This is a genomic window from Bilophila sp. T19-St14, from assembly GCF_059728385.1.
This window is the reverse complement of the sequence record NZ_BAAGFT010000002.1, coordinates 1-18,558: the sequence shown is the minus strand read 5'-3', so window position 1 is coordinate 18,558 and position 18,558 is coordinate 1. Positions and strand designations below refer to the sequence as shown.

Annotated in this window: 17 protein-coding genes; 10 read left to right on the top strand and 7 right to left on the bottom strand. The window is 50.4% G+C overall.

Going from position 1 to position 18,558, the window contains the following annotated elements:
• The first annotated feature begins 314 nt into the window (after positions 1–314).
• The 6 genes from AC6I1V_RS14290 to AC6I1V_RS14265 all read left to right on the top strand — a co-directional run bounded on the left by AC6I1V_RS14290 (position 315) and on the right by AC6I1V_RS14265 (position 4,648).
• The gene (locus AC6I1V_RS14290; RefSeq protein ID WP_291486711.1) at positions 315–662 is read left to right on the top strand and encodes a plasmid mobilization protein; all 348 of its coding nucleotides are present in this window, start codon (positions 315–317) and stop codon (positions 660–662) included.
• Positions 659–1,867 (top strand): relaxase family protein, encoded by a 1,209-nt coding sequence (locus AC6I1V_RS14285; protein WP_291486708.1) that lies wholly within the window; start codon positions 659–661, stop codon positions 1,865–1,867. Before AC6I1V_RS14290 ends, AC6I1V_RS14285 begins: the two co-directional genes overlap by 4 nt.
• 9 nt (positions 1,868–1,876) lie before the next feature.
• Positions 1,877–2,245 (top strand): hypothetical protein, encoded by a 369-nt coding sequence (locus tag AC6I1V_RS14280; protein ID WP_291486707.1) that lies wholly within the window; start codon positions 1,877–1,879, stop codon positions 2,243–2,245.
• 2 nt (positions 2,246–2,247) lie between these two features.
• Positions 2,248–2,952: a nucleotide-binding protein gene (locus tag AC6I1V_RS14275; protein WP_291486704.1), complete on the top strand. Its 705-nt coding sequence runs from the start codon at positions 2,248–2,250 to the stop codon at positions 2,950–2,952.
• Positions 2,949–3,554: a hypothetical protein gene (locus tag AC6I1V_RS14270; protein WP_483986432.1), complete on the top strand. Its 606-nt coding sequence runs from the start codon at positions 2,949–2,951 to the stop codon at positions 3,552–3,554. Before AC6I1V_RS14275 ends, AC6I1V_RS14270 begins: the two co-directional genes overlap by 4 nt.
• 387 nt (positions 3,555–3,941) lie before the next feature.
• Positions 3,942–4,648, top strand: a protein-coding gene (locus tag AC6I1V_RS14265) for an IS1 family transposase (protein WP_483986431.1) whose coding sequence is annotated in 2 segments (ribosomal slippage) — positions 3,942–4,266 and positions 4,266–4,648 — 708 coding nt in all. Because the reading frame shifts where the segments join, the coding sequence is not laid out codon by codon here.
• 18 nt (positions 4,649–4,666) lie between these two features.
• Here AC6I1V_RS14265 and AC6I1V_RS14260 read toward each other — a convergent pair.
• From AC6I1V_RS14260 to AC6I1V_RS14250, 3 genes are all read right to left on the bottom strand, one after another.
• The gene (locus AC6I1V_RS14260) at positions 4,667–5,365 is read right to left on the bottom strand and encodes a TIGR02391 family protein (protein WP_497737115.1); all 699 of its coding nucleotides are present in this window, start codon (positions 5,363–5,365) and stop codon (positions 4,667–4,669) included.
• A 62-nt stretch (positions 5,366–5,427) separates the two neighbouring features.
• Positions 5,428–6,339 carry an abortive infection family protein gene (locus AC6I1V_RS14255; protein WP_497737114.1) on the bottom strand — a complete coding sequence of 304 codons (912 nt, stop codon included), beginning with the start codon at positions 6,337–6,339 and terminating at the stop codon, positions 5,428–5,430.
• Positions 6,340–6,342: 3 nt separating this feature from the next.
• Positions 6,343–8,091 carry a type ISP restriction/modification enzyme gene (locus tag AC6I1V_RS14250; RefSeq protein WP_497737113.1) on the bottom strand — a complete coding sequence of 583 codons (1,749 nt, stop codon included), beginning with the start codon at positions 8,089–8,091 and terminating at the stop codon, positions 6,343–6,345.
• Between the two features lie 830 nt (positions 8,092–8,921).
• Between AC6I1V_RS14250 and AC6I1V_RS14245 the strand changes: the two genes are divergently transcribed.
• Positions 8,922–10,841: a tetracycline resistance ribosomal protection protein Tet(W) gene (locus AC6I1V_RS14245; protein WP_011526261.1), complete on the top strand. Its 1,920-nt coding sequence runs from the start codon at positions 8,922–8,924 to the stop codon at positions 10,839–10,841.
• Between the two features lie 232 nt (positions 10,842–11,073).
• Here the strand turns inward: AC6I1V_RS14245 and AC6I1V_RS14240 are convergent, their stop codons facing one another.
• From AC6I1V_RS14240 to AC6I1V_RS14225, 4 genes are all read right to left on the bottom strand, one after another.
• Positions 11,074–11,616, bottom strand: coding sequence for an IS5 family transposase (locus AC6I1V_RS14240; RefSeq protein WP_368492477.1), 543 nt, complete (start codon positions 11,614–11,616; stop codon positions 11,074–11,076).
• Entirely contained in the window at positions 11,525–11,887 is a 363-nt protein-coding gene (locus AC6I1V_RS14235) for a transposase (RefSeq protein ID WP_083575399.1), read from the bottom strand. The genes AC6I1V_RS14240 and AC6I1V_RS14235 overlap by 92 nt, the downstream gene beginning before the upstream one ends.
• A 50-nt stretch (positions 11,888–11,937) precedes the next feature.
• Positions 11,938–14,946, bottom strand: a complete 3,009-nt coding sequence (locus AC6I1V_RS14230; protein ID WP_497737112.1) for a restriction endonuclease — start codon at positions 14,944–14,946, stop codon at positions 11,938–11,940.
• 150 nt (positions 14,947–15,096) lie between these two features.
• Positions 15,097–15,279, bottom strand: coding sequence for a hypothetical protein (locus AC6I1V_RS14225; protein WP_497737111.1), 183 nt, complete (start codon positions 15,277–15,279; stop codon positions 15,097–15,099).
• Between the two features lie 316 nt (positions 15,280–15,595).
• Between AC6I1V_RS14225 and AC6I1V_RS14220 the strand changes: the two genes are divergently transcribed.
• From AC6I1V_RS14220 to AC6I1V_RS14210, 3 genes are all read left to right on the top strand, one after another.
• Positions 15,596–15,982, top strand: a complete 387-nt coding sequence (locus tag AC6I1V_RS14220; RefSeq protein ID WP_497737110.1) for a TraM recognition domain-containing protein — start codon at positions 15,596–15,598, stop codon at positions 15,980–15,982.
• A gap of 166 nt (positions 15,983–16,148) precedes the next feature.
• Positions 16,149–17,549, top strand: coding sequence for a tyrosine-type recombinase/integrase (locus AC6I1V_RS14215; protein ID WP_497737109.1), 1,401 nt, complete (start codon positions 16,149–16,151; stop codon positions 17,547–17,549).
• Between the two features lie 35 nt (positions 17,550–17,584).
• Positions 17,585–18,558 (top strand): hypothetical protein (locus AC6I1V_RS14210; protein ID WP_497737108.1); only part of this gene is annotated, 974 nt, incomplete at its 3' end.

Below are 18,558 nucleotides of genomic sequence, written 5' to 3'. Positions count from 1 at the left end.
ACTTCCCGGAAGACGGATAGTGATCCGTCTGCGGCAGAAAGCGAATCCGTTATCGGAGTTATACCGATCCGGCAAACGCTTCCTGTCATCATGTCGCGTGCCACATGCGATCCGGTTATGCGGCATATGCGTTTCCGATATTACCCGGATGCTGATCTGTCACCATGTTGTTCTTCTGCTCATGTCTGCGTATTTGTCCGGCGGTATTTCCGAGGGCCAGCCTACGTTTCGTATAGACGCTTCGCGTCATACTTCACGGCTGGCGAGGGGCGCTGCCCCTTCGAACCCCGAAAAGGCAAAAGGCAGGCAAGGCGATGAAGCGCGTCAAACCGGTTCGCACTGCGGCTGTTATCATACGCCTTTACCCGGAAGAACGCGACATTCTTCGCTTCAATGCCGGGCTGCATGGCATGAGCATGTCGGATTATGTGCGGCAGACCTGCCTTGGCATACGACTGCGAAGAACTCCCGAAGAAAGACGCCGCGTGCGTGAGCTGGCGCGTATTGGCGTTAATATCAATCAGCTTGCACGCTGGGCCAATACTTACAAGCAGGCAGCTGAGGCCGTGGAAGTCCTGCTGGCCCTGAAGGAGCTTGAAAGGCATATCAGAGAGTTTGCCACGGCAGCCCCGGAGGATAGCAGTACGGGGGAGGCGTCATGATGATGAAGGTATTTCCGCATGGAACCGGATCAGGAGACAAGCCCAGCCGCTATCTTGTGCGCACGGATTATCCGGGAAGAGACACACGCCCCCCGCAGGTATTGCGCGGCGATCCTGCCATGACCCGTGCGCTTATCGACAGCATAGAGCGGCGATGGAAATTCACGTCCGGCGTACTGGCATGGCATCCTGATGACTGCGTCAGCGAGCAGCAGGAAAACGCTGTGATGGACGCTTTTGAACATGTGGCCTTTGCCGGGCTTGAAGAAGATCAGCGCAATATTCTCTGGGTTCGTCATACCCATGCGGGGCATCATGAGCTGCATTTTCTGATTCCGCGTCTGGAGCTTTCCAGCGGAAAGGATTTTAACGCCTGTCCGCCCGGCTGGCAGAAGGACTTTGATGTTTTTCGAGATCTGTTCAACTGGCGTGAAGGCTGGGCCCGCCCGGATGATCCTGCCAGACGCCGGGAGGTTCTGCCGAAAAAGGCTGATTTGTTCAGGGCGCGTCTGGCCAGATGGGGAAAGGAACTCCGGGCAGGAGAACGCGACAAGGTAAGAGACGCCATTCTGGCCCACCTTGGGGAAAGGAGAGCGGCAGGAGAGATTAGGGAACGCACGGACATTCTGAAGGCGCTGAAAGAGCTGGGATTGACTATCAACCGTCAGGGCAAGGACTACGTCAGCGTCATCGAACCGGAAACGGGCATGAAACTGCGTCTGAAGGGCGGCATGTTTTCTCAGGACTGGAAAGCTGCGGACAGGGAAGGCAGGGCTCATGTACCGGAACAGGCGGCGCATACCATCGCCCGCCTTGAGGCCGAACTGGGGCGCGTTCTGGCAAAACGCACACGGCAGAACAGGAAGCGTTATCCGCTGAAATGGAAAGAGGCAAGACCTGCCGTTTCCCTGCATTTGCCGGAAAAACAGAAGGAAGTTTGCCATGAGCGAAACAGAGCAGATGCTGCTTCAGACGCTGAAACGTATGGAGGAAAATTACGAGACGCGGCTGAAGGAGTGCGGCACACGTCTGGAAGAGCTGGAGGAGCGCCAGATGCTTCTTGTGGCGGAAGTGCGCAGTTTGAAAAAATTGTTCAGCGATGTCGAAGCGGTGTACAGCAACTTGCAGACCTTGTTGCTGAGATTGAAAAACGGCGCATAGCGCAGGAGCGGGAGCGCAGCAGCCCGCGCATACGGATGCGATGAGGCGGACGCATGGGAAAGTTCAAGCGCATTGCAATGAAAGACATCAAGGCCATGCAGAAAACGCTGGATGACCTGCCGGACAAGAACCTTGGCAAAACAAGGGAAGAAGCCGTTGAGCTGCTCGACGCCCAGATACGCAAGGCTTTGGAAAAGGGCTATACCGTAAGGGAATTGTCCGAGATCATGGCCGACGGCAATGTCAGCATTCCACCACCAGTCATTCGGGCAAGGCTGCTTCCCAAAGGGGAAACAACGCGCAAGCGGGCTTCCTCTCCCTCAAAAGCGCGGGATACGGCTTCTGCCCCGGCAGACGCCGCTCCGGCATCGGCAGAGACGCCTTCTTATTATACCCCGGACATACCGGATTCGGAGTTGTAGCAATGACTATTCAGAACAGTGTCTTTTATGTTGGCGGCAGCAAGGGCGGCGTGGGCAAAAGCCTTTTTTCCTTTGCGCTGGTGGACTACCTGCTCAACAGGGAAGCCAACGTCCTGCTGGTGGATACGGACACCGACAATCCTGATGTCTACAAGGCGCACAGCTCTCTGGAGCTGCCCAATCTGCATTGCCGCATGAACAGTCTCGATGATGCTGACGGCTGGGCGGATCTTCTCGACATGGTGCAGAAATTCCCGGAATACGCCGTCGTCATCAATGCGGCAGCCCGTACCAAGACCAGCACGAACAGTTATGGCGAAATCATGAAGGCGGCCTTGCAGGATATGGCGCGTGAACTGTGTGTATTCTGGATTATCAACCGCCACCGGGATTCCATAGAACTGCTGCATTCCTTTCAGGAAGTCTTTGCCGACGTGCGGATTTATGTCTGTCGTAATCTGTACTTTGGGGAGGCGCAGCGTTTTGACCTTTATAACGCCTCAAAAGCGCGTGAAGCCGTGGAAAGAAAGGGCGGTACGCTGGATTTTCCGGCTGTTGCCAACCGTGTAGCCGACTGGCTTTATTCCAGGCGGATGTCCCTGCGTGCAGCGTGCGCGGAAATGCCCTTTGGGACACGCGCCGAAGTGCAGCGCTGGCGCTCTCTGTGTGCTTCCCTGTTTACGCAGGTTCTGGGAGAAAACGCATGAGCATGGATGCCATTATCAATCTGGAGGAGGCCCTTGGGCGCAAGTTTACCGAACAGGAATCCGCCCGCCTGCGGGAGATCGGCAGGCAGCTGCATTTGCGGGATGACGACGCTCTCTGGTCGCTTTTGGCAGCTCTGGAGTACCAAAGAATTTTTTACGAAGCCCTGCCGGACAGGATTGCTGACGCATCACGGGAAATCATGGACGGTATCAGCGCAGCAGCCGCCAGCGAAACAGCAGCCGCACAGGCTCGCCTGACCGAAAGCGTCGTGGAACAGGCAGAACGGTTATCCGGCAAGATTCACTATGCAACCCTTGTGCCTTTGGGCATTGCGGCCCTGATATGCCTTCTTGTCTTTGGCAGTCTGATGCTTTGGGCTGGCTTCTGCATCGGCTCCGGCCATTCTCTCCCGCCTGCTGCTCTTTTGAATATGCCGTCCGGCATCCTGAGCGGAGGCTTGAGCTTCGTTGCTGGTATCTATCTTTTTGTAATTACCGCACGGCTCTTTATTGATGAAGATGATGCTTGGAAAAAGAGTTGTGCAGTCATGTTTTTATTTGTAATTGTTGGAATTGTGCTGCTTATGAGTGTAATATATTAGAGAGTTTTAGTTTTAAAAAAGGTAAAACGCGAGACGGCGGTACAGCACCGCACGGCCTGAAGCGAGCGGAAAAACTGCGTTTTTTAGCGAGACGGCAGGCCGTATGGTTTGAAACACAAATCGGTTCAAACTGAAAATAGCCTAATAAGATTGTAATATTGTTTCCATTGGTAAAGAATCGTGTGAAGAAAAGTCAATAAATTTCCTTTCTAAAAGGAAATTTAACATTGGCATATCATTAAACGTATATTGTTGATAGTCTTGGTGGGCAAAAATTGGAAGATCATTCTTCAAAAAAGGAAGTCTAAAACTAAGTAGCGTAGTTAAGAATATAAGAGGGTGTTGATAAACTAATGACTTCGCGACATTTATGTGCGATAAGATTACATGAACGAAAAACCGCCATGCCCTAAATGTCAATCAATAGAAGTCGTCAAGAATGGAAAAGTTCAAGGAAAACAAAGATATAAGTGCAAGTCATGTTCTTTGCAGTTTACCAGGCTAACTCCTCGCGGTCGGCCTGCACAAGAAAAGGCCATGGCAGTAACCTTGTACACGCTCGGGCTTTCCATACGGGCTATAGCCAGGCTCATTGGGGTTTCTCCGACTGCTGTTTTGAAGTGGATAAAGACATTCGCCAAAACACACTATGAAAAACCTGCGCCCGGTGATGCCATCATTGTTGAACTCGACGAAATGTGGCATTATCTAGGGTCAAAAAAAACAAGCTATGGATCTGGAAAGCTTATCGTAGAGAAACTGGAGAGCTTATTGACTGGGAATGTGGAGGAAGGGATAAGGGTACGCTATCGAAATTGATGGAACGTCTTTCAAGGTGGAAAGTTGAGCTGTTCTGCACGGATAACTGGGGAGTATATCCTGAAGTGATAGTTGCCGATAAACTCTATCAGAGCAAATCACAAACGGTGTACCTTGAGCAGAACAACGGAAGACAGAGACATTGGTTTGCGCGTTTCAGGAGGAAATCAATAGTCGTATCTAAAACTCTTGAAATGGTAGACCTGACAATGGCACTTTTTGCCAGATTCCATGTCAATGGAAGCTGGAAAGATATTGCGTCATTATTTAGTTGACACCCTCGAAGATTTTTATTATTCCTTTATGTTAGAATAAAGGACTGCTTCATCAATTTTATACATCAGCATACTTGCAAACATGAGTTCTCGCATTGCATCTTCTGCCGATATGCTGACATTTGCATGAACTCTTGGATTTCTCAATGCAGATAGAGCGCCTGCCAGCATATGCATATATCCTTTTTGTGTGTTCTTTCCGCTATCCGTTGTTTGATTACAAATCTCTATCAAGGGCTTATTTTCAGAAAATACCGTAGTCATCAAGGCATGGCCATCTGGAATTCTCGTTTCATCAGGCTTCACTTTTAAAAAGAGCTTCTTTACTCTGTCATTGATTTCTATAAAGGCATCTGCTGCTGCATTTGCGTAGTGACCATCTTCAAACAGTTGTTTGGAAACGGAGATAATTCTTGGATGGACAAGACGCCATATGTCGGCTTTTTCCTGATTTCCTACGTTTTGAAGTACTCTTAATATTTCTATACCTTGTCCGCAGACTGTTGGGTTTATTTTATTATTTGTAAACAAGTTATCCTTTATAGTTGCAAGTTCCTGACTAAAAAAAGGGAATTCTTGCCTGATGTCATAAATAATTTCAAACAATTTATTGTTAATATTTAAAATATCCTGCGGATGTATTATTAGCATGTGGAAAGAGTTATTTATAGTATTGCATAGCCAAGAATGTACAGTTTTTATTTTTTCGATATCCATTTGTATTCCCTCTAGAATTAAACAGTCTGATTGCGCCAACAATCTACAATCAGAGCGAAGGCTCATGCCGGATTACTATTTTGTTTTTCACTAACGGAAAGAATGAAGTCCGCCATAACTATGGCCGCATTGACAAAGAGTTGCGCATGATGCTCTGCAATTTGTATTCTCTTTGAGCCAACGCCATGAGCATCGCTTTGTTCATTTCTCATGTCAGAGATTGAAGTAAGAATCTTTTCAAAACCTGACAGGAGATTGTTTACTCTTTTGTCAAAGTTCTGATTCTGTTTCATTCCGTATTCTTGTTTAACTTGACCATATAAATCAGTTATCTTTCCTGACGTTGAAGGCGTGACGCCTTTCTTTTCCAAAACAGAGCAAAAGACTTCTTCGAGGAGAGTGCGAGACGTTTTTAATACACTGTCGTACTTTCCCATGTTCATGTCATCAGCTGTTCTATTTATTAATTCTTTAATGTAGTCATGGTTAATGTTCTTAATTTTCTTAGATTCGATAGCAAGGGGCGCATCAAGGATACATATATAGACATTGCTTCCAGCTTTTCTAAGTTGATATCCGCAAAAATATAGCTCTTTATTGACGTGCTCTAGAATGCAGGCAACTACTGTTTCGTATGCAGATTTTATATTTTTTGTGTTGCAGTTTTGTAATACATTGTTGAAATTCTCAAGTTTAAATAATTCTTGCAAGAGAAGTTCTTCTTTTTTATTTTGGATACAAAAATTTAATAAATTAGCAAAATACTGCCATCGACTTAGGCCCCCTCCATCCTGCGGATATTGTATTGGATTTCCCAGTTTGCCTGATAGATTACAAATCTGAGGTCCCGAAAGATATGGCATGGTTACTTCTATTGTGATGCCTTCAATATCCACTCTTTTATCTATTCTGGCTCCAATTAAAATGTTAATGAGGTCTTTCCGATTAAGGTATTTATAAGGACTTTCCTGCATCACCTACTCCTTAATTTCCAGCCCCGGAAGCTCGTCCACGATCTTCACTGTTTCCACGCTGACTGTTATCACGCTCAGGAGCAAGTCGAGGATGTACCTCGGCTTGCCCTGTTCTGTGGCCCAGTCGTTGGGGTCGTTGGTGATGCCGCTGGCCTTGTCCGTCTTGATCTGGTAGCGCTCCATGATCCATTCCACGGCGGATCGGCCATTCACTACATATTCGCAGGCTTCCTGCGGGATATGCGAGATCGTTATCCACGGGTTATACTCGATGGTCGTCTTGTCCTGCTTGTCCGGGAAGCGCATCTTCTCCACGCGGAACTTGCCCTGTTCCGCGCCGGTAACAACCACGTCCGGGTGCGGGGGCTGCGTCTCATAATTCAGATGCAGTTCCGCCAGCGCGCGCCCCGCCTTGCTGAACGCCCAGAAGTCCGCAGGCTTCTCCACCAGCGGCAGGCGCGGCAGCATCTTCTTCAAGTCTGCGGCAAACGTCCGGCGGTAGTCCGGCGAATGCAGCAGGCCATAGACATAATAGAAAATGTCTTCCTTGCTGACCTTCGGCCCGTAGCTTGCCCGGCAGCGTTCCAGAATGAAATTGGTTATGCCGTCCTTGCGCGTGTACTCGCTTTTTTCGCTGTCAAAAAGCGTCGGCTGGTAGACGGGTTTCTTTTCGTAATAGTACAGCGGGAAGCATTGAATCCCACCATCAAAGGCATTTAAGTCGAAAATCTGGGAAGAAATAAGCGTACAGAATCCTTTTCGCTCCCCAATACCCGGCAAACAGATAATGAAATTTTTTGTTTCCGGTGTAGGAAAGAGTTTCGGCATTAAGCCGACTCTTTCATTTAGCGATTCATTAAAATAAACTGATTCTTTGTTAAAAGGTCTATATAAGGCTTTTCTAATCGCTTTCTCAGAAAAATTTTTCTTAATCTTTTTTTGAAATGCGGATTGAAAGGCGGCCGACCAGCTTATTCTAGCGGGGTCAAGTAACGGTTTTTCATCGCCGGATTCCACCATGCTATTATAATAGGCAATGGTAGCTTGAATATTCTGATGCAATTTTGTTTGTGAAAAACTGTAGCACCATGCGTCACGACTTGTTGCAAGCCCATTTGAATAAAAAGGATTAAAAAATGTTTGTTTATTTTCTTTATTCTTTTTGTCTCCAAGAGGGATGAAGCTGCCGAAAATATCATTGCGCTGATTGAGCCAGTCGCCCTGTGCGTTGGGGCGGATATGCGTCCAGTTCATGGCAGGATTGAGGATGCTGCGCTTTTCGGCAATGATGGCAAGTTTTTCTTCCCTGCTCAGATAATCTCCGATGTCGTGATACTGGATAAGGGCCTTGCCCGTATGGCCGGGCTTTTTGACCAGCACGGTGATGGCAATGGGCGTGCGGCTGCCAAGACCAAAGACGTTCCCGGATTCCTTGCGGCGAACTTCTCCCGACGTGCGGCAGTTGCCGCGCAAATTGAAGACATAGATGGCGCTGAACTCCGCCTCAAGGCTTTTGCGGAAACCGTCCATAGCGTTGCCGTCCAGCCAGTAGCCATTGGAAACAAAGGCAATGATACCGCCGTGCTGTTTGTCCAGCCTGTCCGATGCCCAGCGGAAGGCCTTGATATAGGAATCGTAGAGCGAGTTTTTGAGCGCCGCTGACGATTGCGCGGCGTAGGTATCGGCAATGCGCTGTTCCAGGCGGGGATAGGACTGGTTCTGTGCATCGTCATTGGCGGATTTCTGGCCCACGGAATAAGGCGGATTGCCGATGATGACCTGAATGGGGGCGTTCTGCTGGGTCTGTACCCGTTCGGAATTTTGCGGCAGGGCGGGCGTATAGAGCGCCTATGATCGTGAGGTCAGTAAGAACGGCTCCCTGTCAGCCAGGATTTATGAGGTTTGTGCCGAGAGGGACGGCTTGAAAGGGCAAGTCAGGGACTATGAGCGGGTCAGACGGGCCATTGGCCCGGAACAGGCGGACAGGATACTGGAGGCAGCTTACCAGCAGGAACAGGTCGAAAAGGAGCAGAAATGGGGTGCAAGGTCAAAAATAAGGGTAGGCGCACGATAATCACAAAAAATGGAGGTAATTTCATGGAAAAGTACATCTTTGACGAGGGCAACGGTCTGTGGTATGAGTTGCAGAGGGACTAACAATATTCGGGCGTGTGCGGCGGAAATCGTGGACACAGAAATTATTTGCGCATGAGGCCCCAAATCGGAGGGTGTCCCGGTGAATGCCCTCCTGATTTATTTGGGACAGCGGGTAAAAACTTCTTGCATTTTAGAGTGTGCTATGCTATACTGCTGTCATCCTGATTTGAGGAGTCTATTCAACATGCGGCAAGGTATTCTTAAATAAAATTTGATAATGGGCACAAAAATAATTGCCCCTTGCAGGGGCTTGGTTTTTGTACCCAATTTAAGAATGCTTTTGCCTTTTTATCAAATATCGTGACGGATAACGGCTCATGTTAGCTGAATGCGTTTCTATGTATCCGAAGTCATGATCCCCAGCGGTAAAAGTATTTGCCGCTGGGGATTTTTGCGCCCTTTTGGGCCTTGTATGGAGGATAGACATGAACATTATCAATATCGGGATTCTTGCCCATGTAGATGCGGGCAAGACGACACTGACAGAAAGCCTGCTGTATGCCAGCGGAACCATTTCAGAGCCGGGGAGCGTCGAAAAAGGGACAACGAGAACGGACACTATGTTTTTGGAGCGGCAGCGTGGAATTACCATTCAAACGGCAGTCACTTCTTTCCAGTGGCACAGTTGTAAAGTCAATATTGTGGATACTCCCGGCCACATGGATTTCTTGGCAGAGGTATACCGCTCTCTGGCTGTTTTGGACGGGGCCATCTTGGTGCTCTCCGCTAAAGATGGCGTGCAGGCCCAGACCCGTGTTCTGTTCCATGCCCTACGGAAATTGAACATCCCCACCATTATCTTTATCAACAAGATCGACCAGGTTGGCATTGATTTGGAGAGCGTATATCAGTCTGTTCGGGATAAGCTCTCCGCTGATATTATCATCAAGCAGACAGTGTCGCTGTCCTCGAAAATAACTCTGACAGAAAACACTAGTGCAGAGGTGTGGGATTCGGTCATCGAAAATAACGATGAGTTATTGGCAAAGTATATCGCAGGAGAATCAATCAGTCAGAAAGAACTTGCGCAAGAAGAACAGCGGCGAGTTCAAGACGCCTCCCTGCTCCCGGTCTATCATGGTAGCGCCAAAAACGGCCTTGGCATTCAACAGTTGATGGATGCGGTGATAGGGCTGTTCCAATCGACCAAGGAACAGGGGAGCGCCGCCCTGTGCGGTAGAGTTTTTAAGGTGGAGTATACAGATTGCGGCCAGAGGCTTGTCTATCTGCGGCTATACAGCGGAACGCTGCGTCTGCGGGATACGGTGGCCCTAGCCGGGAGAGAAAAGCTGAAAATCACAGAGATGCGTATTCCATCCAAAGGGGAGATTGTTCGGACAGATACCGCCCATAAGGGCGAAATTGTCATCCTTCCCAGCGACAGCTTGAGATTAAACGATATATTGGGGGACAAAACCCAACTTCCTCGTGAAATGTGGAGTGATGTTCCCTTCCCTATGCTGCGGACGACGATTACGCCAAAAACGGCAGAGCAAAGAGACCGGTTGCTGGACGCTCTTACGCAAATTGCGGATACTGACCCGCTTTTGCACTACGAGGTGGATTCCACCACCCATGAGATCATTCTTTCTTTTTTGGGTCGGATGCAGTTGGAGGTTGTTTCCGCTTTGCTGACGGAAAAATACAAGATTGAAACAGCAGTGAAGGAACCCACCGTCATTTATTTAGAGCGGCCGCTCAAAGTGGCCAGTCACACCATCCATATCGAGGTGCCGCCTAACCCGTTTTGGGCATCTATCGGACTGTCTGTTACACCGCTCCCGCTTGGCTCCGGTGTAAAATACGAGAGCCGGGTTTCCCTGGGATACCTGAACCAGAGTTTTCAAAACGCTGTCATGGATGGTATCCGTTACGGTTTGGGGCAAGGCTTGTGTGGCTGGAACGTAACGGACTGTAAGATTTGCTTTGAATACGGACTTTACTATAGCCCGGTCAGTACGCCGGCGGACTTCCGCTCATTGGCCCCGATTGTATTGGAACAGGCATTGAAGAAATCTGGGACGCAGTTGCTGGAACCTTATCTCTCCTTCACCCTCTATGCGCCCCAGGAATACCTTTCCAGGGCTTATCATGATGCGCCGAAATACTGTGCCACCATCGAAACGGCCCAGATAAAAAAGGATGAAGTTGTCTTTACTGGCGAGATTCCCGCCCGTTGCATACAGGCATACCGTACTGATTTGGCCTTTTACACCAACGGGCGGAGTGTGTGCCTGACGGAACTGAAAGGGTATCAGGCCACTGTCGGCGAGCCAATCATCCAGCCCCGTCGTCCAAACAGCCGTTTGGATAAGGTGCGCCATATGTTCAGTAAGATTCCTTGATACGCCACAGCAAGGATGGTTATTGCATTTCCCTGCCTTTCGTGGTAAAATGTAGTTGTAAACCACCAGAGAAAACAACAACCCTGCTACCCCCCGTTATCACCACCGATAACAATTTGATAACAGCCCATCGTATAGGGCTGGATAATATGGACACATCAAATAATCAAAAAAATGAGGTATCAAATTTATGAAGCAAAATCCGTTAAGAGAATGTCCGGCATACACCTTGCTATACCAGTTTTCTCCAAAGGATACAGGCCAAAGCAAGGTAAAGTAGCCCCATAAAATTGACGAGGTAACAACAGTAGCGAGTGCGCAAGCTCCGAAAACTCTTCAACCAGGCGAATGTCCGCTCTACTACCCAGCGGCGGGCAGGAGTCCTCCAGCGGTCCCGAACTTCTTCCCCCCGGCTGCGGATATGCTCCTCAAATCCGTTTACGTAGACTTCTTCGCTGACTCGCGGGTAGTCATAGCCCTTGTCCAGACAGAGATGGCGTACGGCAGAGCCCAGAAACCAGCCGCCCATTTCCCGGGAGTTCTTCAGCGTCGCTTCTATCAGGCGGCTGTCATGAACATTGGCACCTGTGACTGTCACTCCCAGAGGAATACCCTGACCATCCACATGGAGATGTATCTTGCCGCCGCTTCGGCCCCTGTCCGTCGGGTTGCGTCCAAGGCCCTCAGTCGCTGATTTTTTGAGAGCGCGTCGGGGCTTGCAGCAAGGTGCCGTCCATAGCCTGCCATTGGGCGTCGACGCCGACCTTTTCCCCATATTCAGCAAGAAGGATGCGAAAAATCTCCGCCATGATGCCGGCTTTGTTCCATCGCTGGAAGTGCTCGTGGACAGAGCTTTTTGATCCATAGCAGGCGGGAAGCATGGCCCATTGGCATCCTGTCCGGCATTTGTAGAGGATTCCTGCCAGAACCGTGCGCTGCGCAAGCGGTTTGCTGCCGCCGCTTCTTTTTCGTTTGAACGGGGCAAGGAGAGGCTCGATACGTTCCCACAGCTCATCAGGCACATCACGAAAATCTGTTTGTTTCATGGGACGAGATTACCATACCTTTTAAAATCAAAAAACATGCCGGACATCCTCTAAATATGATGCCCAACAACGAGTGGGTTTACGTCGTTGGTTTCGCCAAGCTGGAAGGTATCCGTCAGGCAGATGCCGTTAAAGGGCGTATAGGCGGCGCTTTCGCCCTGCGTGGCATGATAGGCATTTTCGATATTGATGGAGGCGATATAGTAGGCCAGCAGGACTATTTCATTGGCGTGCAGCTCCGCCGCGTATTTACGCGGCAGGGCTGCGGGCGTGATGAGACCGCTTTCCACCATGCGGGCAAGGAAGGTTCCCGTACCGGTAAAGGGATCGAGCACATGCACGTCGGCATCGGACAGGGAGCGCCCGAAGGCCGCTTGCAGGACATCGGCCACGGAACGGTTGATGAAATCCACGATTTCCACGGGGGTATAGACGATGCCGAGTTTTTCCACCGTGCGCGGAAAGGCCGTGCGGAAAAATTTGTCGTACAGCTCCACGATGACGCGCTGCCGGGCTTCGGCATTGTCGAGGCCGGAAACGCGCATTTTGACGGACTCGTAAAAGCGCGAAAGCACGACCGTATCCTTTTCCAGCGCCTGCGCTTCCAGCAGATCAAGCATGCCTTGCAGGGCGCGGGAAACGGGATTGTGCTGTACAAAGGAATAATTCTCGAACAGGGCTTCAAAGACCGGCTTTGTGATCAGGTGCTGGGCCAGCATTTCCACCACCTCGCCGGGCGTGACGGCGGGATTGATGTTCTTGCGCAGCCCGGACAGGAGGTCGTCAAAGGCGGTCTTGTGCGGGCCGGGAACGGCAATCAGGCGGTTGATGCGTTCCATATAGCCCTGAGCAATCCGGGCAACGTCCGCCGCCCACTGTTCCCAGTAGCGTTTGTTGCCGACCTTCTGCACCATGCGGGCATAAATGGCCCCTTGCAGCTCCTGAAGATGCGGCAGGGGCAGCGGAAGCTGCGTTGTTGCGCCGCGTCCCTTGCCTGTCGGGGGCGCGCTGCCTTCCTCCTCCGGCGCGTGTCCGTCGCCAATGCCGCCGATCAGCACCGTGCCGCCGTCCTTCGGCTTGCGGCGATTCAGTTCCAGCTTGTTGATCATGGCGCTGAATCGGTCATCATGCGCCCGCAGGGCATTGAGGACTGTCCAGACAACGGCAAAGCGCTTGTTGTCGTTGAGCGCTTCTTCCGGCGTCACATTGGAAGGAATGAGGACAGGAATAATGATGTAGCCGAATTTTTTCCCCGGAGCCGTGCGCATGACGCGCCCCACGGACTGCACCACGTCGATCTGGGAATTGCGGGCCGAAAGAAACAGCACCGCGTCCAGCGAGGGCACGTCCACGCCTTCGGAAAGGCAGCGCACATTGGTCAGGATGCGGCATTCGTTGCCGTCGGCAGGTGCGGCATTAAGCCATGACAGCTTTTCGTCGCGGGTGGTGGCGGGCATGGTTCCGTCCACATGCTGCGCGGACACGCTGACCGTTTCCGCGCGTTCCTCCTGCGTCAGGCTGTCGTAATAGCTTTCCTTGAAACCGTTGAAGACCGCGCTGATCCGTTTGGAAATCCTGATGTTCTGACAGAAGGCGACCGCCTTGCGCATGGGCGCGGGATCGGAGGTCTTCAGCAGCCCCTCGTCAATGAGCATCCGCTTTGACAGGGCGTTGATGCAGCCGATGAGCTTGCTTGCGTCGTCGGTATCGATCTCCTTGCTGCTGTCCGCCACGGCGGCTTGCAGGGCGGCGGGAATCTGGCTTTCGCTGAGCGTCAGCACAAGCACCTTGTAATCCGCCAGCAGATTCTTATCGACCGCCTCGCCAAAGCCGATGCGAAAGACCTCCGGCCCGTACAGGGCTTCGTCATCCATCGAGCAGAGCCAGGCTTCGGCATCCTGCGCCTTTTTCTTGCTTTCTTCCGCATACAGGCGCGGGGTGGCCGTCATGTAGAGGCGTTTTTTTGCCTGAATAAAGGCGTTGTCATGCACCTTTACAAAGGCGGAATCTTCCGCGTCCTTCAGCGTGACGCCGGTGGTTCTGTGGGCCTCGTCGCAGATAATCAGATCAAAGGGCTGCTGAAAGGTCTTTTGCGCTTCCGCAATGACGGCAATGGACTGATAGGTGGAAAAGACAACCAGCAGGCTGTCCGCATGAAATTTTTCCGCCAGCCGGAACTGACGCACGATGTCATCCACATTGGTGGACGCGGGAAAGGCCAGATCGGTAACGCTGTAGCCGTCCTGATCCTCGTCCTTTTTGCTTCTGCTTTTGCTGACTTCGGGATCGGAGCAGATGCAGATGGGGAAAATGTCCGCCGATGTTTCCGCCGTCCATTCCCGCAGGGTCTGACCCACCAGCGCAATGGAAGGAGCCAGAAACAGCACAAGCCCCCTGCCGCCGGTTTCGTTCTCCGCAATTTTCAGGGAAGTGAAGGTCTTGCCCGTGCCGCAGGCCATGATCAGCTTGCCGCGATCCCCGGTCTGAAAATGCTCGTGAAAGGCGGTTATGGCCGCCTGCTGATGCGGGCGCGGCTGCTTGCGTTCCTGCCGGGCCTGTGCGCCGCTGATGCCCTGTTCCAGCGCGGCCCAGTCCACGGGCGCGTTTTCCAGATCGGCAAGGCTGATGCGCCGCACCGGCGGTTCCTGATGGCGGATGGCGTTTTCCGCCTCGCTGCCCCATTTGTTGGTGGTGGATATCCAGAGCCGGAGCGCAAAGGAGGTCGTCTGCTGCTGGTCGTTGACAAACTGCTTGCTGGACGTGGCCAGAAAACTGTCCACGGCGGGCTTGTCTATGCTGGCTGTTTCCGCATAGCACTTGCATTGAATGGCCCAGAAATCCCCCTCCACGGTCTGCGCAACCAGATCAATGCCCGTATCCTTGCCGCCGAGGTTCTGCTTGTACGGAAATTCCCGCCAGAGCCAGACATGCCGGAACGTGCCCGCATACCACGGCACCGTTTGCAGAAAAGCCTGCATGAGCCGCTCGAAACGGTCGCCCTTGTCGCGTTCGGAAAAGGAAACAGCGCGGTACTTGGCAAGAATATCCTGAAAGGTCATGGGGCGTTCTCCCTGAAAAAAGATGGCATATCAGTATACCCGAAAACGCCCGGAAAGGGAATGCGGAAAAACAGAAGAGGGAGGAACGGAAAAAGGAGGGCAGGACAGGAATGCGCTTTGGCTCTCCTGCCCTGCCGCTATTGATGGGCCTTAACTGCGCCTGCCATCCTCTTCCTTGGCAACGCCTTTGAACGGTTCTCCACCTTTTTTAACGTCAATAAACTTGCCACTGTTTGTATCGCGCTTTGTCCAGTTTCCCGTGCGGGGATTTTGAATCTGTGTACGATCACAAACAGAACCCTTACGATAGCCTTCACCTGTATTTTTGGCCATAAATTTCCTCTAACGCTTTGCTTTCTTGAATACATCACACATGGCGTTTTAGCGTAAACGCTTAGTCTCAGAGTGATGTATCACTATTCCAGAATTCTATTGAGAAATAAAATCGCTATTTATCTTGTCAAGGATAAAAGATGTATTTGTCCGCCCGCAGGGCACGCCTTTGCCTTCCTGCAAAGATCGTCCATACACGTCTTCAAAAAATTTTTTTCAGCTTTTATGAAAATGGGTATTTTTCTGGGTACTGTCGATTTTTTATTTTAAAAATGTTTGTTATTTTAAGTAGTTATTTCGCATTTTAAATTTTATCATGCAGCGACGTATCCTCGTGGTTTTATTGCCTTCTCTGGAAAAAGCCCCTGCCGAACTCGCCAGCCTCGGTAAAATCAGTCTTTCCGCCATCCGCAACGCCTGCGCCGTTGGCCTCGGCGCGAATATCGAAGGAGACGCCGCTGATGTGCTGGAAGCCCTGCCTACTGATGCCATAGGCATCGGGCCGTACCTGTGCATCGTGGACGAGTACGCGGCTATCGTGACGCCCGGCTTTGAAGTCGTGCTGACACAAGGGCGCGGTCTTGGCATCGCCGCCATTGTAGCCTCCCAGGACTATGCAGGCATCATGGAGGCTGACAAGAAAGGCGCACAGCAGATGGTGGCAAATACGTCCATCAAAATTTTCATGAAGAATCATAATTAGTATTTTATTGGACAGTATTTTTCATTATTTTTTTATATTTTCAATTAGTTATATAAAAACATCTTCCAAGACAATCCAGTAAAAACCATTGACATCTACCCCTATTAGGGGTCATTTTAGGGGGCAAGCAAGCAGTTATCGAAGCCCATTGAAAGGAGGAAATGACATGGCCAGACGTGTAAAGCCCCTGACCGCTACCCAGGTTTTGAATGCCAAGCCCAAGGACAAAGCATACAAGCTGTTCGATGGAGGCGGGCTTTTCTTACAGGTTACGCCCGCCGGGGGAAAACACTGGAAAATGAAGTACCGTCAGGCCAATGGAAAGGAAAGTCTGCTCTCTTTCGGCGCGTACCCCGCCGTTACTCTCGAAAGGGCAAGAAAAATGCGGGATGAGGCCCGCTCCCAAAAAGCGGCGGGATTCGACCCCGGTGAAGTCAGACGACAGGAAAAAGAGGAACGGCAATCTCTGACGAGGCATTCATTCCGTGCCATAGCCAATGAATGGATGGAGCTTGCGGCAAAAAAAGTCAAACCTCAGACCATGCGCTCCTACCGCTGGGTTGTGGAGGATTATCTCATTGCCGAACTTGGCGACAAGCACATAAAGGACGTAAAGCCGTCTGATATTCTTGGAATTATGCGAAAAATAGAAGAAAGGAATATCACCGCAACATGTAAAAAAGCCTGTCAGCTTTGCAGCCAGATAATGCAGTATTCCATTGCCCTTGGACTTATTGAAATAGATCCGGTCCCTTCCATCAGACTCCTGCTCAAATCACACAGAGTAACGCATAGAGCGACTATACTCGATCCTCACGAGCTTGGAAAACTTTTGTTCAAAATTGACCATTATGGAGACGACAGAGGTTATTTCGTCGTCAAATACGCATTACAACTTATGCCATATGTTTTTGTCAGAACACAGGAACTTATCACCGCGAAATGGAAGGATATTGATTTTGAAAATTGTGAATGGAGATATACTGTAAGCAAGACGGATACGCCGCATATTGTGCCTCTTGCTCCTCAGGTTATTGACATTTTAAAAAAGTTGCATGTTGGAACGGGAAATGGAGAGCTTCTCTTTCCCAACATGCGTAATTACCAGAATCATATCAGCGAAGTCACCATGATTGGAGCGTTGCGGCGTATGGGCTACACGCCGCAGGAAATGTCCATTCATGGTTTCAGGGCTACAGCCCGAACGCTTCTGGAGGAAGTGCTGAAGGAGCGATATGACCTCATTGAACATCAGCTTGCCCATACTGTGCGTGACCCCAACGGACGCGCCTATAACCGAACGCAACATCTGGATGAACGCAGACGGATGATGACAAGATGGGCCAACTATCTTGACAGCCTGAAAGCTGCCGCAGCAGGGCAGCAAACTGAACGGAACAAGGCGGACTCGCTTTCTGATGGCATGAATGTCAATATCGTGGTCGGGAAACTCCCGGCACAGAGCCAAGTCCGGGAAAAGGATACCGGCTGGAGTGAGGCACAAAGAGAACAAATGCGGAATCAGGGCTATGACGGCATTGATATGGTCAATGCATGGTATAATTAAGAATTGAACAGGCGGTGAATTTTTGTGGCAAGGCAATGTGTCAGATCCACAAAATTCACCGCTTCTCCTTCTTGCCATCTCCCTGTCTTCCATTATATCCAAAAAACATGGCAGAGCCGCAAAAAATATCGCTGTACAGAGTCAGACAAGCCTATGACCTGAATGAACATGAGGCGCAGGCTCTTTTGAATGCGCTTTCACCGCATGGCATCTTCCCCTGTGCGGTATGGCATGAAGCCTATTCCCTTTTCTGGAAAAAACCCGCCGCTGAATGTACGGTTCAGTGTGGAGCGGAGAATCCCCCTTTCCCGGAATATGCGCCCGCCTCCACAGCTCTCTTTCCAGTGGATAGCTATGCGACACTGATGACAGACTTCTTTTTTGAGATGGCCCGGCGTGTCCCCGTCAAAGAACTTGAAAAAGGCTTCGATTATATCCTCGAAGCAAGCTACAACGATAAATCTTATCTGTCTGACAATGAAAGAGAATATATTTTTTACAGTCTCATTCAGGCGGAAAGAAGAATAGTCGATTACAGAAGAACAAAACGGGTAAAGGATATTTCCATCCAGCTCTCCGCTCCCAATATTCTTTTAAGAATTTATCCTGATACGATTGCCGTGGATACACAAGCAGCCATACGCCACTTGTCTGTTCACAAAAATTTTCCGTTCGGCAGAGAGGTAAAAGGCATCACCCGCCGACTTGTGGAAACCGTCATAAAAGCCGCAGAAACTTCAGAGATTATTGCCGGGCAATCGCCGCAGGAGAATATCCCCGTTTCCTCTTCTTTATGGAAAGGCAAAAGCCCGGAGGCCATCCGAACCGCCATGCGTGAATCAGGCTTTGACAATGACGTTATAGCCCACGTGCTTTTCTTCAAGCGGGGCATCAGAAAGCAAAGAGACATCGGCAGGCTGCTTGGTGCCTGTAATCTGTCCGATTCCGCATATGACAAAACAGGCAAGGAACTTTTTGAGAAAGCCAGCCGCATCAAAGTGATCGATAC

What these genes read in the sequence shown, in the direction of transcription:
- AC6I1V_RS14290 (WP_291486711.1), top strand. Translation starts at nt 315, where the DNA reads ATGAAGCGCGTCAAACCGGTTCGCACTGCGGCTGTTATCATACGCCTT.
- AC6I1V_RS14285 (WP_291486708.1), top strand. Translation starts at nt 659, where the DNA reads ATGATGATGAAGGTATTTCCGCATGGAACCGGATCAGGAGACAAGCCC.
- AC6I1V_RS14280 (WP_291486707.1), top strand. Translation starts at nt 1,877, where the DNA reads ATGGGAAAGTTCAAGCGCATTGCAATGAAAGACATCAAGGCCATGCAG.
- AC6I1V_RS14275 (WP_291486704.1), top strand. Translation starts at nt 2,248, where the DNA reads ATGACTATTCAGAACAGTGTCTTTTATGTTGGCGGCAGCAAGGGCGGC.
- AC6I1V_RS14270 (WP_483986432.1), top strand. Translation starts at nt 2,949, where the DNA reads ATGAGCATGGATGCCATTATCAATCTGGAGGAGGCCCTTGGGCGCAAG.
- AC6I1V_RS14260 (WP_497737115.1), bottom strand. Translation starts at nt 5,365, where the DNA reads ATGGATATCGAAAAAATAAAAACTGTACATTCTTGGCTATGCAATACT.
- AC6I1V_RS14255 (WP_497737114.1), bottom strand. Translation starts at nt 6,339, where the DNA reads ATGCAGGAAAGTCCTTATAAATACCTTAATCGGAAAGACCTCATTAAC.
- AC6I1V_RS14245 (WP_011526261.1), top strand. Translation starts at nt 8,922, where the DNA reads ATGAACATTATCAATATCGGGATTCTTGCCCATGTAGATGCGGGCAAG.
- AC6I1V_RS14240 (WP_368492477.1), bottom strand. Translation starts at nt 11,616, where the DNA reads ATGGGGAAAAGGTCGGCGTCGACGCCCAATGGCAGGCTATGGACGGCA.
- AC6I1V_RS14235 (WP_083575399.1), bottom strand. Translation starts at nt 11,887, where the DNA reads ATGAAACAAACAGATTTTCGTGATGTGCCTGATGAGCTGTGGGAACGT.
- AC6I1V_RS14230 (WP_497737112.1), bottom strand. Translation starts at nt 14,946, where the DNA reads ATGACCTTTCAGGATATTCTTGCCAAGTACCGCGCTGTTTCCTTTTCC.
- AC6I1V_RS14225 (WP_497737111.1), bottom strand. Translation starts at nt 15,279, where the DNA reads ATGGCCAAAAATACAGGTGAAGGCTATCGTAAGGGTTCTGTTTGTGAT.
- AC6I1V_RS14220 (WP_497737110.1), top strand. Translation starts at nt 15,596, where the DNA reads ATGCAGCGACGTATCCTCGTGGTTTTATTGCCTTCTCTGGAAAAAGCC.
- AC6I1V_RS14215 (WP_497737109.1), top strand. Translation starts at nt 16,149, where the DNA reads ATGGCCAGACGTGTAAAGCCCCTGACCGCTACCCAGGTTTTGAATGCC.